This window comes from Cellulomonas sp. KU4C, assembly GCF_056868065.1.
This window is the reverse complement of the sequence record NZ_CP200322.1, coordinates 2,891,099-2,903,068: the sequence shown is the minus strand read 5'-3', so window position 1 is coordinate 2,903,068 and position 11,970 is coordinate 2,891,099. Positions and strand designations below refer to the sequence as shown.

Below are 11,970 nucleotides of genomic sequence, written 5' to 3'. Positions count from 1 at the left end.
CGGCGGGCCCGGGACGTACAGCCCGTCGACGACCCGCGGCCCGACGACCGGGCGGGGCCCGTCGACCGGCCGGGGCGCGGCGTCGGGTCGCGCCGTCGCGGGTCCGGTCGGCGGGGTGAACGCCCGCCCGAGCCCGAGGTCCACCCGCCCGGGGTGCAGCGCGGCGATGGTGCCGAACTGCTCCGCGGCGATCAGCGGGCTCGTGGTGCTGAGCAGCACCGCGCCCGACCCCACCCGGATCCGGTCGGTCCGGGCCGCGACGGCGGCGGCCAGCACGGCGGGCGACGCGGAGCCGACGCCGGGCGACAGGTGGTGCTCGGCGTACCAGACCCGGTGGTAGCCGAGCCGGTCCAGGTCGACCGCGAGGTCGACGGCGGACCGCACCGCCCGGGCGCCGGTGCCGCCCTCGGGCACGACCGCGAGGTCGAGCACGGACAGCGGGACCCGGGTGCGGGTGTCGGACATGGTGCCTCCTTCGAGGGGCGGGGACGGGTCGGGCGTGGTCAGGACGTCTTCGGCAGGCCCGGCGGGTTGGTCGCGGGTGCCTCGATGGCCTCGTCCTCCAGGCCCCAGCGCTCCAGGACCTCCTGGTAGCTGCCGTCGTCGAACGCGCCCTGGAGCGCCGCCGTCACGGCCTCGGCGTACCCGCTGCCCTTGAGCGTGGTGACGGCGATCTGCGCGGTGTCGGGCCATCCGCCGTTGAGCGTGCCGACCACGGTGAAGTCCTGCGGGGAGACCTTGGCCTTGTAGGCGGCGGTCGCGTTCGGGCCGAACGACGCGTCGATCCGGCCGGACTGCAGCGCGAGGATGGTGTCGCCGTCGTTCTCGAAGTACTCGACCTGCACCGGGTCCAGCCCGGCGGCCTGGTTCTCCTCGTCCCAGGCGAGCAGGATCTTCTCCTGGTTGGTGCCGGAGCCCACCGCGACCGTCAGGCCGGCGATGTCGGCGGCCTCGTCGATCTCGGTGATGTCGCTGCCGGCCTTGACCAGCCAGCCGAGCTCGTCGTTGCGGTACGACGAGAAGTCGAACGTCTCCTTGCGCTCCTCGGTGACCGTGACGTTCGAGATCACCGCGTCGACGTCCCCGGACTCGACGGCCAGCGGCCAGTCCGCCCACGCCTTGACCTGCAGGTCGAGGTCCTTGCCCAGCGCGTCCGCGACGAGCTGCGCGATGTCGGTCTCGTTCCCGATCGGCGTCTGGTCGTCGTCGGCGAGGAACGCCAGCGGCGCGACGTAGGCGCTGACCGCGACCGTGAACGTGTCCTTCTCGGCGAGCTCCGGCGGGAGCAGCGCGATCGCGGCCGGGTTCTCCGCGGTGTGGATCCGGTCCTGCTCCGGCGAGGTGTTCACCTCGAGCCCCGCGGCCTGCGCGGCGGACTGGAGCTCGCTGCCGGCCTCGGCGGCGTCGGACGTCCCGCCGCACGCGGCCAGCAGGGCCAGGACCGGGAGGGCCGCGACGGCGGCTCGGACGGGTCGGCGCCGCGGGTGCGGTCGCGTCGGGGTGGTGGTCATCGTGGTGCCTTCCGGTCGAGAGGGGGTGGGAGTACGGGGGTCAGCGGACCTTGTCGAGGAACGCTCGGGTCCGGGGGTGGCTGGGCGCGCCGAGCACCTGGGCGGCGGGGCCCTGCTCGACGACGACGCCGGCGTCCATGAACACGACGGTGTCGGCGACGTCGCGGGCGAACCCGACCTCGTGGGTGACGATCACGAGCGTCGTGCCGCCGTGCGCGAGCGCCCGGATCACGCCGAGCACCTCGCCGACCAGCTCGGGGTCGAGGGCCGAGGTCGGCTCGTCGAACAGCAGCACCGACGGGCGCGTCGCCAGGGCGCGGGCGATCGCGACCCGCTGCTGCTGCCCGCCGGACAGCTGCCGGGGCCGGGCGTCGACCTTGTCGGCGAGGCCGACGCGGGCGAGCAGCTCCCGCGCCTCGGCCTCGACCTCGTCGCGGCGCCGGCCCTGCGCGTGCACGGGCGCCTCGACGACGTTCTCCAGCACGGTGAGGTGCGGGAACAGGTGGAAGTTCTGGAACACGAACCCGATCCGGGTGCGCTGGCGCAGCACGTCCCGCTCGGTCAGCTCCCGCAGCACGGGACCGCGGCGGGTCCGGCGGTGCGCGTAGCCGATCACCTCGCCGTCGAGCGCGACGAACCCGCGGTCGGGCCGCTCGAGGTGGTTCACCAGACGGAGCAGGGTCGACTTGCCGGAGCCCGACGGGCCGAGGATCACGGTCACCTCGCCCGGGCGGACCTCCAGGTCCACGTCGTGCAGCACCTCCAGGGCGCCGTAGGACTTGTGCAGCCCGTGGATCTGCAGGTGCCCGCCCGGGGCCGGGACGGTCAGCGGGACGTCGGCCGCGACCGGGGCGGGCGCGGTCCGGTTCAGCGTGGTGGTCATGCCGGGCCTCCGGTGTCGCGGGTGGGTGCGGTGTCGCGAGGGGTGGTGCGGGGTGTGCGCACGGTGCGGGTCAGGTGGCCGCGCCGCGGCAGGGCGCGCAGCCGCTGCAGGGGCGTCGGCGGGAGCGTGCGGAGGGCGCCGCGGGCGTAGTACCGCTCGAGGTAGTACTGGGCGACGGTCAGCACCGTGGTGGTCGCGAGGTACCAGATCGCCGCGACCAGCAGCAGCGGGACGACCCGCTGGTTGCGGCCGTAGATCACCCCGACCGTGTAGAAGAGCTCGCCGTACGCCAGCACGTAGACGACGGACGTGCCCTTGAGCAGGCCGATGATCTCGTTGACCGACGTCGGGACGACGGTGCGCATCGCCTGCGGCAGCACGATCCGGCGCTGCTGGCGGCCACGCGGCAGGCCCAGCGCAGCGGCGGCCTCGTGCTGGCCCTGGTCGACGCCGAGGATGCCGGCCCGGACGATCTCCGCGGAGTACGCCGCCTGCGCCAGCCCGAGCCCGAGCACCGCGGCGCCGAACTTGTCCACCACGTCGAGGGTGTCGAACGCCAGGAACGACGGCCCGAACGGGATGCCCAGCGACAGCTCCGGGTAGAGGTACGCGAGGTTGTACCAGAGCAGCAGCTGCAGGATCAGCGGCACCGACCGGAACACCCAGGAGTACGCCCAGGACACCGACCGCAGCAGCGGCGACCGGGACAGCCGCATCAGCGCGAGCACCGTGCCCAGGCCGAACCCGATCACGCCCGCCACCGCGGTCAGCCGCACCGTGGCCCACACGCCCTCGAGCACCGACGGCCAGGTCAGGTACTGCGCGACGACGTCCCACTCCCACTGCGGGTTGGTCAGCAGCGAGCTGAGCACCATCGCGAGCAGCACCGCGACCCCGGCCGTGGCGACCCAGCGACCCGGGTGCCGCGCGGGGACCACGGGCAGGTCGGCGAGCTCGGCGACGGTCGCGGGCGGCACGGCCGCCACGGGCCGGTCGACGACGGCGCTCACGGGGTCACCAGCCACTTCTCGAAGGCGTGCGGGACGACGTCGGCCGGGTACGCCGCCGGGTCGAACAGCGCGGTGTAGCCGGCCGCGAGGTACAGGCCGACGGCCTCCGGCTGCCGCGGACCCGTGGTCAGGTACAGGCGCGGGTAGCCGCGGTCGGCGGCGCGCTGCTCCAGCTCGGTCAGGACGACGCGCGCCAGGCCGCGGCGCCGGTGCTCGGCGTGCGTCCAGATCCGCTTGAGCTCGGCCGTGGGCACCGCCGGGGCGCCCGCCGCGTCACGGGTGCCGGGCCGGGCCAACAGGGCCGGGTCGCCGTGCTCGGGCTCGGTCCGGCGCCGGAACGCGCCGCCCGCGACCGGCCGCCCGTCCTCCAGCACGAGCACGAGCTCGCCGTCCGGCGGGGCGAACTCCTGCGCGCCGTAGTGCTCCAGCTCGTCGCGGAGCTGCGCGGGCGTGAGCACGCCGGTGTAGCGGGTGCTGTACTCGTGCGCCAGGCCGTCCAGCAGCGGACCCACCAGCGGGTCGTGCAGGCGCACCGCGCGCACCTGGAGGCGCGCGGGGTCGACGGGACGGTGCACGTCGGTGGGACGGTGCAGGTCGGTGGTGGTCATCGGGTCACCTCGGGTCGGGCGGAGTCGGCGAGGGCGGGCGTGCGGGAGGCACCGGCGGGCGCAGGTGCACCGGCGGGCGCAGGTGCACGGGCGGGTGCGGGTCGAGGGCGCACGAGGCCGGTCCCCTGGAGCGCGGGCACCACCCGCTCCACGAGGACGTCGAGGTCGGCCTCGGGCGAGGTCGGGCGCACCACGACCCCGTCGGCGGCACCCGCACGGACCCAGTCGACGACCAGCGCGGCGAGCTGCTCCCCCGTGCCGGCGAGCACCAGTCCCCGCGCACCCGCGCCCCGCGCACCCGGGCCCAACGCACTCGCGCCGAGGTCGGGGCGCTCCGTCGCGCGCACCAGGTCGAGCCGGGCGACGGCGCTGTCGTGGTCGTCCGCGAGGGCGACGTCCACGTCGACCAGCACCCGCACGTCGTCGGCGGGTCGCCCGGCCGCGACGGCCGCCGACCGCACCAGCGCCCGCAGGCGGCCCGCCTCGTCGGGGTCCGCGGCGGTGACGCGGGCGACGTCGGCGTGCCGGCCCGCGACCTCCGCGGACGCACCGCCGGACACGGGGACGACCACGACCGGCCGGGTGGCGTCACCGGGGCCGGGCGCCGTCCGGCCGCGGACCGCGAACCGGACGCCCTCGTGGTCGACGTGGAACCGACCCTCGGGGTCGAGCCGCACCGCGCCCACGTCCTCGGCGCCCTCCCACACGGCGTCGACCTGCCGCACCGCGGCCTCGGCGTGCGCGGCCCACACCTGCTCGTCGAGGTCGGCGCCCGGTGCCGGGGCGGACAGCTGCCACCCCGCCGACGCCCGACCGGCGCGCTGCACCCCGCGGACGGCGGCCGCGAGGTGCGCGGGCTCGACCTCGCGGTGCGGCACCCCGGCGACCAGCACCGTCCGCAGCGCGAGCGGCGCGACCCGGGCGGCCGCCACCGCGGCGTCCAGGCGGCCCGGGACCTGACGGCGGCCCGGGTGCAGCAGCAGGGCGTCGCCGAGCACGACGAGGTCCACCAGCCCGCGGTCGGCGCGGTGCACCAGGCGGGCCAGCCGCTCGCCGTCGAACGGGCGGGCCGCGACCGCACCCTGCGGCCCGTGGCCGCCGGGGCGGGCGCCGACGGCGGTCAGGTCGAGGCCGAGCAGGGCGGTCCGGCGCTCGCTGCCGGGCGGGTCGCGGTGGTCGCGACCGGCGGGTCGCGCGGTGGGGCTGGGCATGACGGCTCCGTTCGAGGGCGTCCGGGGTCGCCGGCGCGCGGCGACGCGCACCGGGACCGGTGGGACGAGCGGGTGCGCCCGGCGGGCGGGCGTGAGGTCCCCGAGGGCGGGGATGGCGGACGCGCGGTGGCGCGGGCTCGCGGTGTCAGGGCTACCGGTCGGGGCCGGGCCGGGTCACGGCCGACCGGGCGCCGACGGGTGGCGCTGCTCGCGGAGGGAGGTCAGCGACAGCGACAGCGGGCCGCGTGGGGCCCGGGCTGCGCGGCGGCACGCAGGGAGGAGGTGGTCTGCGCCACCGTGCTCCGGCTCATGCTGTCTCCTTCGTGCACCCGCCGCGGCGGGCTCGCGTGTTGCCGGCTGCCGGTCGGCAGCGGGCCTGGTCCTCACCCGGGGCACCCACCCGCGCGGGGGGTTGCCGTCCGACCAGCCGGGGCTACGCGTCGGAACTCATGACCTGCCGGGCCCCGCAGCCGGCCACCGGGGTGGTGGCGGCGACGTGATCCGGTGCCGGGGAACATACGAACCCCCGGCGACCGCGTCAACGATCCGGCCGTCCGTCTCGCATTCCGGAGCGTTGTCACGGGACGAAGGTCCCGGGCAGGACGCACGGTCCCGGATCGTGAGAAGTCGGGGTCCGGTGCTCGGTCCCGGCGCCGCGCCCTGCTACAACACCGCCGAGGTCGAGAGTCCCAGCGCCAAGCCCCGGCTGGCTGGGCAGCAACCCCACGTCACGGCGGGGTGCTCCGGGAGATGACCTGGCCGTCGGCCGGGCGCCCGCGACGTGGTGCCCGCTCCGCCGCACGGCAACCGTGATCGACACCCTTGCGAGGCACTCCATGACGTCCCGTCCCCCTGCCGTCGTCGCCGTCTCCGGCAACCCGCGCCCCGGCTCGCGCACCCTGCTCGCCGCGCGCACCGCCGCCGACCGCCTGGCCGCGCTGCTCGGCGCCGACGCGCTCGACGCGATCGACCTCGCGGAGCTCGCGGGAGAGCTGCTGGCCCCCGTCCACCCCGCCGCCGACGCCGCGCTCGCCCGCCTGGCCGTCGCGGACGTCGCGGTGGTCGCCACCCCCGTCTACAAGGCCTCCTACACCGGGCTGCTCAAGGCGTTCCTCGACCTGTACGGGCCCGACGGCCTCGCGGGCGTCGTCGTCGTGCCGCTGGTCGTCTCGGGGAACCCCGCCCACGCGCTCGTCGGCGAGGTGCACCTGCGGCCCGTCCTCGTCGAGCTCGGCGCCGTCGTCCCCACCCGGTCGCTGACCGTCACCGAGGCGCAGCTCGCCGACCTGGACGGCGTCGTGGACGCCTGGCTGCTGCGGGCCGAGCCGGCGCTGCTGCGCGCGGTCGGCGCCGGTGCGGCCCGGGGCACCGTCGGCGCCGGGGCGGTGGCCCGGTGACCGCCGAGCGCGCGGACCTGTCCGCGTTCGAGCGGCTGCTGGCCGAGCAGGACGAGCCGCAGCTCGACGCCCAGCAGTTCAAGTCCGTGTTCCGCCGGCACCCCGCGGGCGTCGCGGTCGTGGCGCTGCGGCACGAGGGCCGGCCGGTCGGGTTCACCGCGACCTCCGTCATCTCCGTGTCCGCGGCGCCGCCGCTGCTGGCGTTCTCGCTCGCGTCGACCTCGTCCTCCTGGGCCGCCGTCTCCGCCGCGCCGACGCTCGCGGTCAGCTTCCTGGCGGACCACCAGGACGACGTGTCCGCGCGGTTCGCGACCAGCGGGATCGACCGGTTCGCCGACGGCGGCTGGACCTCGCTCACCACCGGCGAGCCCGTCATCGACGGCGCCGTGTCCTGGGTCCGCGCGCGGGTCGTGCAGCGCACCCCCGTCGGCGACAGCTACCTGGTCTCCCTGCGCGCGCTCGCCGCGAGCACCGCCGAGGCCGCGACCCCGCTGGTCTACCACGACCGCACCTACCACCGGATCGGCGGCCACTCGGCCCTCTGACGCCGACCGCCGCCCGTCCCACCCGACCTCCGGAGCACCCCATGACCGTCCCCCCGCTGTTCCTCGGCCTCGACGTCGACGGCGCCGGCCACCACCCCGCGGCCGCCGCGCTGTCCGGCCTGTCCGCCGCCGGGCTCGTGTCCGGCACCCGCCTCGCCCGCACCGTGCGGCACGCGGAGCACGCCGGCCTGACGTTCGCGTCGTTCGCCGACGCCCTGCTGCCCACGAGCCCGGGCGACACCACGTCGGCACGGCTCGAGGCCGTGACCCGTGCCGCGTTCGTCTCCCGCACGACGACGGCGATCGGCCTCGTCCCCGAGGTGCCGACCACCTACCCCGAGCCGTTCCACGTCGCCGCGCAGCTCGCGGCGCTCGACCTGGCCGCGTCCGGGCGCGGCGGCTGGCTCGCCGCCGTCACCCCGGGCGACGCCGCACCCGCCGCCTACGGCCGGGCCGCCGTCGCCGACCTGGACCGCGAGGCCCGCGACGTCGTCCAGGTGGTCCGCGACCTCTGGGACTCGTGGGAGGACGACGCCGTGATCCGCGACGTCGCCACGGGCCGCTACGTCGACCGGGACCGGATCCACCGCGTCGACTTCACCGGTGCGACCTTCTCCGTCGTCGGCCCGCTCATCACCCCGCGGCCGCCCCAGGGCCAGCTCGTGGTGCTCGCCCGCGCGGGCGACGTGGACCCGGCCGGGCGCGACGGCGAGGCCCTGGTGGACGTGCGGCTCGTCGGCGGGGCGGACGTCGCCGGCGCCCGCGCCGCCGCGGCCGACGCCCGCACCGGACCCGGCGCCGCCCCGCTCGCGGCCGTCGAGGTCGAGGTCGTCCTCGACGCGGACGGCCGGACGGCCCGCGACCGCCTGGCCGAGCTTCGACGGCGGCAGCCCGTGGGCTGAGGGCGCGGCGCTGCGGCACGTCGGCGACGCCGCGGGCCTGGTCGCCCTGCTCACCGGGCTCGCCGCCGACCCCGCCGTCGCCGGCGTCCGCCTGCTGCCCGCGGTGCTCGACGTCGACCTGCCGGTCCTCGCCCGCGAGGTGCTGCCCGCCCTGCGCGCCGCCCGCCTGACCGCGGCACCCCGGTCCGGCGCCACGCTGCGCGACCACCTGGGCCTGAGCCGCCCCGCCAACCGCTTCGCGGGCACCGCCCGCCGCACCGCCTGAGGAGCCCCGCGATGTCCGACCGCACCGAGCACGCCCACGCCCAGCCTGCCCACGCCGAGCACGACCACCCGATCACCCGCCCCGACGCCGAGGTGCACTTCGGCGTCTTCTTCCAGGGCGTCAACCACACCACCGTCTGGTCCGACCCGGAGTCCGGCTCCCAGACCGACTTCGCCTCCTTCGAGCGCGTCGCCCGGACCGCCGAGCGCGGGCTGTTCGACGCGTTCTTCCTCGGCGAGGGGCTGCGGCTGCGCGAGAGCCGGGGGCGGCTGCACGACCTCGACGTCGTCGGCCGCCCCGACGCGATCACCCAGCTCGCCGCACTGGCCGCGATCACCGAGCACATCGGCCTCGTCGCCACGCAGAACACCACCTACAACGACCCGGCCGACCTCGCGCGGCGCCTCGCCAGCCTCGACGTGCTGTCGGGCGGTCGCGCAGCGTGGAACGTCGTCACGACCGACAACGCCTGGACCGGCGAGAACTTCCGCCGCGGCGGCTACCTCGACCACGCCCGCCGCTACGACCGCGCCGAGCAGGTGCTCGCCGCCGCGCGCGCCGTGTGGGACGCGTGGCCGGACTCCGGTGGTGGTGCGGGCAGCCCGGGCACCTCCGGCGGCCCGGGCACGGTCGGGCACGTCGCGGTCCACCACGAGCTCCTGGACGCCGAGATCGACCCGACGACGCCGCGCAGCCCGCAGGGCCACCCCGTGATCTTCCAGGCCGGCGACTCCCCGCAGGGCCGCGACTTCGCCGCGCGGTCGGCGGACGTGATCTTCTCCCGGCACGGCAGCGTCCTGGCCGACGCGCTCGCCTTCGCCGCCGACATCCGCACCCGGGTCGTCGCCGCGGGTCGGCCCGAGGACGACGTGCTGATCTTCCCCGGTACCGCGATCGTCGTGGGCGACACGCCCGCGGAGGCCGAGGAGCGCGCCCGCTGGGTCCGCCGCGCGCAGGTCACCCCCGCCACGGCGCTGCACGTCGTCGGCACGATCTGGGCCGAGGACCTCAGCGGGTACGACCCCGACGGCCCGCTGCCCGCGCACGACCCCGTCGTCGCCGAGCTCGGCGCCGAGGGCGGCTCGTCCACCACCGGCGCCCGCACCCACGAGGTCGCCGCCCGGTGGCGGGCGCTCGCCGAGGCCGAGCACCTGTCGATCCGGGACCTCGTGGTGAAGGTGTCGAGCGAGGGCGGGTTCGTCGGCACCCCGTCGGCCGTCGCGGACCGGCTCGTGCGGTTCGTGCGGACCGGGGCGGTCGACGGCTTCAACATCAGCCCGTGGCTCGTGCCGTCCGGCCTGGACGACATCGTGGACCGCGTCGTCCCGGAAGCTGCAGGAGCGCGGCGCCTACCGCACCGCGTACACCGGCACGACGCTGCGCGAGCACCTCGGGCTGCGGGCGCCGCTGACCCGCCGGGGCGACCCGGCCGTCGAGCCGCGGAGCGTGGGCGCGCTGGTGGGCGCCTGAGGGCGGACCCGACGCGCGGCCGACGACCCGGCGCGGCCACCCGGGTGACGCGGCGCGATCGGGTTGCCGGAACCCCGGACACGGCGGACGCCGCTCCCCTACCCTGAGCGGCGTCCGTCCCGGGGTCCCGCGCCCCCTGACCTGCGAGGGGTCCGTCGTGATCCGCATGCTGCCCGTCGTCGTCGAGCTCGCGCTGCTCGTCTACTGCCTGGTCGACTGCATCCAGTCCGACACGTACCGGATCCGGAACCTGTCGAAGGGCGTGTGGATCCTGCTCATCATTATCCTGCCCCTGGTCGGTGGGATCGCCTGGCTGGTCGCCGGCCGCCCGCTCGGGTCGAGCCGGAGCACCGGCGTCCCGTGGCCCAGCACCGCGACGGCCGGGTTCCCGGAGTACGAGCGCCCGCGCCGGACCGCACCCGACGACGACGCCGAGTTCCTGGCGGGCCTGCGGGACTCGGACGCGAAGCACGAGCAGATGCTCCGCGACTGGGAGGCGGACCTGCGCGCCCGCGAACGGCGCGCGACCGACCCCGCACCCCGCCCGGACGACACGCCCACCGGCACCTGACCCGGGCGCGTCCCGGGCACCGAGCCGCGACCCCGACCTGGGCCCGAGGTCCCTCGAGCGTCGGGCACGGGCGGCGCTACGGTCCTCGTGACAGCGTTCACAAGGTGGTGGGCGCGCGGCTCGGAGGAGATGCGACGTGCCCGAGATGATGACGGCCGCGGTGGTCCGCGACCTGGGTTCCCCCCTGGTGCTCGAGGAGCGGCCGATCCCCGTCCCCGGGCCGCACCAGGCCCTCGTGCAGGTGGAGTACACCGGGGTCTGCCACACCGACCTGCACGCCGCGCGCGGCGACTGGCCCGTGCGGCCGACGCCCCCGTTCGTCCCCGGGCACGAGGGCGTGGGCCGGGTCGTCGCCGTCGGGCCCGACGTGCGCGACGTCCGGGTCGGCGACCGCCTCGGCAACGCCTGGCTGGCGACCGCCTGCGGCACCTGCGAGCACTGCCTCAGCGGCTGGGAGACGCTGTGCCCGCGGCAGCAGAACTCCGGGTACTCCGTCGACGGGTCGTTCGCCGAGTACATGCTCGTGGACACGCGGTACGCCCCGCGGGTCCCGCGCGAGCTCGACGGCGACCTCGCCGGGCTCACCGCCGTGCTCTGCGCCGGGGTGACGGTCTACAAGGGACTCAAGGTCGCGGACGCGAAGCCCGGCGACTGGGTGGTGGTCTCGGGCATCGGCGGTCTCGGCCACATGGCGATCCAGTACGCGGCGGCGATGGGCTACCGGGTGATCGCGGTGACGGGGTCCGAGTCGAAGCGGGCCGCGGCGCACGAGTACGGCGCCGAGCTCGTGGTCAACTACCGCGACGGCGACCCGGGCGAGGCCGTGCACGACCTGGTCGGTGGGGCGCACGCCGCGCTGGTCACCGCGGTCAGCGAGTCCACGTTCCCGCAGGCGCTGTCGATGCTCCGGCGCGGCGGCACGGTGTCGCTGGTGGGCCTGCCGCCGGGCACGTTCCCGCTGTCGATCTTCGACACCGTGCTGCGGGGACTCACCGTGCGGGGGTCGATCGTCGGCACCCGGACGGACATGATCGAGGCGATCGGCTTCTACGCGCGCGGCGCCGTCAGCACGAAGTACGAGCTCCGCCCGCTCGACGCGGTGAACGACGTGTTCTCCCGCATGGAGACGGGCACCATCGACGGCCGCGTCGTCCTCGACCTCGCCCTCTGACGCCCCCGCGCGCCGCCGCGCGCGTGGCGTGCGCCGCCCGCCACGCGCGCGGCGGTCGTGCGCCGAAATGGCAGAACGCGCCTGGTTCCGGGACCCCGGACTCAGGCGCGTCCTGCCATCTCGACGGCTCAGCGGCGGCGGTCGACCAGGGCGGCCGTGCCGGCGGCGAGCACCGCGGCCGCCAGCAGCACCGCCGGCCAGGGGCCGAGCGCGGGCGCAGCGACGTGCGACGCCGCGAAGCACAGCGCCCCGAGCACCACCACCGCGGCGACCCGCGACCAGCCCGCCGCGGGCAGGGCGCGCCACGCGCACCAGACGACGCCGACGACCAGCACGGCGCCACCGACCCCCCGCACGTGGGTGACCTGGACCGCGGCGAACGCCACGACCAGCGTCGCCGCGGCGAGCACCGCGGTCGGCACCCCG

At 76.7% G+C, this 11,970-nt stretch carries 12 protein-coding genes, 2 pseudogenes and 2 riboswitches; of the genes and pseudogenes, 7 read left to right on the top strand and 7 right to left on the bottom strand.

Features of this window, described 5'->3' with window-relative positions:
• Nucleotides 1-171 precede the first annotated feature (171 nt).
• The 6 genes and pseudogenes from AC1VL8_RS13680 to AC1VL8_RS13655 form a co-directional block, all read right to left on the bottom strand.
• Nucleotides 172-465 (bottom strand): annotated as a pseudogene (locus tag AC1VL8_RS13680) (LLM class flavin-dependent oxidoreductase); the annotation flags it as partial.
• Between the two features lie 38 nt (nt 466-503).
• The gene (locus tag AC1VL8_RS13675; RefSeq protein ID WP_389228609.1) at nt 504-1,511 is read right to left on the bottom strand and encodes an ABC transporter substrate-binding protein; all 1,008 of its coding nucleotides are present in this window, start codon (nt 1,509-1,511) and stop codon (nt 504-506) included.
• A 40-nt stretch (nt 1,512-1,551) separates the two neighbouring features.
• A complete protein-coding gene (locus tag AC1VL8_RS13670) occupies nt 1,552-2,394 on the bottom strand; it encodes an amino acid ABC transporter ATP-binding protein (RefSeq protein ID WP_483075532.1) in 843 nt (280 codons plus the stop codon).
• Complete coding sequence (locus tag AC1VL8_RS13665) at nt 2,391-3,404, bottom strand: amino acid ABC transporter permease (RefSeq protein WP_483075531.1); 1,014 nt, start codon at nt 3,402-3,404, stop codon at nt 2,391-2,393. The genes AC1VL8_RS13670 and AC1VL8_RS13665 overlap by 4 nt, the downstream gene beginning before the upstream one ends.
• On the bottom strand, nt 3,401-4,012 hold the full coding sequence (locus tag AC1VL8_RS13660; protein WP_483075530.1) for a GNAT family N-acetyltransferase: 612 nt from the start codon (nt 4,010-4,012) through the stop codon (nt 3,401-3,403). The genes AC1VL8_RS13665 and AC1VL8_RS13660 overlap by 4 nt, the downstream gene beginning before the upstream one ends.
• Complete coding sequence (locus tag AC1VL8_RS13655) at nt 4,009-5,223, bottom strand: LLM class flavin-dependent oxidoreductase (protein ID WP_483075529.1); 1,215 nt, start codon at nt 5,221-5,223, stop codon at nt 4,009-4,011. Before AC1VL8_RS13655 ends, AC1VL8_RS13660 begins: the two co-directional genes overlap by 4 nt.
• Before the next feature lie 341 nt (nt 5,224-5,564).
• Nucleotides 5,565-5,678: riboswitch (SAM riboswitch) on the bottom strand.
• A 223-nt stretch (nt 5,679-5,901) separates the two neighbouring features.
• A riboswitch (SAM riboswitch) is annotated at nt 5,902-5,998 on the top strand.
• 61 nt (nt 5,999-6,059) lie between these two features.
• Here AC1VL8_RS13655 and AC1VL8_RS13650 point away from each other — a divergent pair.
• The 7 genes and pseudogenes from AC1VL8_RS13650 to adhP all read left to right on the top strand — a co-directional run bounded on the left by AC1VL8_RS13650 (nt 6,060) and on the right by adhP (nt 11,544).
• Complete coding sequence (locus AC1VL8_RS13650) at nt 6,060-6,620, top strand: NADPH-dependent FMN reductase (RefSeq protein WP_389228596.1); 561 nt, start codon at nt 6,060-6,062, stop codon at nt 6,618-6,620.
• Nucleotides 6,617-7,165 (top strand): flavin reductase family protein, encoded by a 549-nt coding sequence (locus AC1VL8_RS13645; protein ID WP_483075528.1) that lies wholly within the window; start codon nt 6,617-6,619, stop codon nt 7,163-7,165. Before AC1VL8_RS13650 ends, AC1VL8_RS13645 begins: the two co-directional genes overlap by 4 nt.
• A gap of 41 nt (nt 7,166-7,206) precedes the next feature.
• The gene (locus AC1VL8_RS13640; RefSeq protein WP_483075527.1) at nt 7,207-8,067 is read left to right on the top strand and encodes an LLM class oxidoreductase; all 861 of its coding nucleotides are present in this window, start codon (nt 7,207-7,209) and stop codon (nt 8,065-8,067) included.
• Nucleotides 8,068-8,170: 103 nt separating this feature from the next.
• Nucleotides 8,171-8,332 carry a hypothetical protein gene (locus AC1VL8_RS13635; protein WP_483075526.1) on the top strand — a complete coding sequence of 54 codons (162 nt, stop codon included), beginning with the start codon at nt 8,171-8,173 and terminating at the stop codon, nt 8,330-8,332.
• An 11-nt stretch (nt 8,333-8,343) separates the two neighbouring features.
• Nucleotides 8,344-9,802 (top strand): annotated as a pseudogene (locus AC1VL8_RS13630) (NtaA/DmoA family FMN-dependent monooxygenase).
• Nucleotides 9,803-9,968: 166 nt separating this feature from the next.
• A complete protein-coding gene (locus AC1VL8_RS13625) occupies nt 9,969-10,373 on the top strand; it encodes a PLDc N-terminal domain-containing protein (protein WP_483076255.1) in 405 nt (134 codons plus the stop codon).
• A 145-nt stretch (nt 10,374-10,518) separates the two neighbouring features.
• Nucleotides 10,519-11,544 carry an alcohol dehydrogenase AdhP gene (gene adhP, locus AC1VL8_RS13620; RefSeq protein WP_483076254.1) on the top strand — a complete coding sequence of 342 codons (1,026 nt, stop codon included), beginning with the start codon at nt 10,519-10,521 and terminating at the stop codon, nt 11,542-11,544.
• Nucleotides 11,545-11,672: 128 nt separating this feature from the next.
• On the opposite strand, the gene AC1VL8_RS13615 is transcribed toward adhP, so the two are convergent.
• Nucleotides 11,673-11,966 (bottom strand): hypothetical protein, encoded by a 294-nt coding sequence (locus tag AC1VL8_RS13615; RefSeq protein WP_483075525.1) that lies wholly within the window; start codon nt 11,964-11,966, stop codon nt 11,673-11,675.
• Nucleotides 11,967-11,970: the final 4 nt, after the last annotated feature.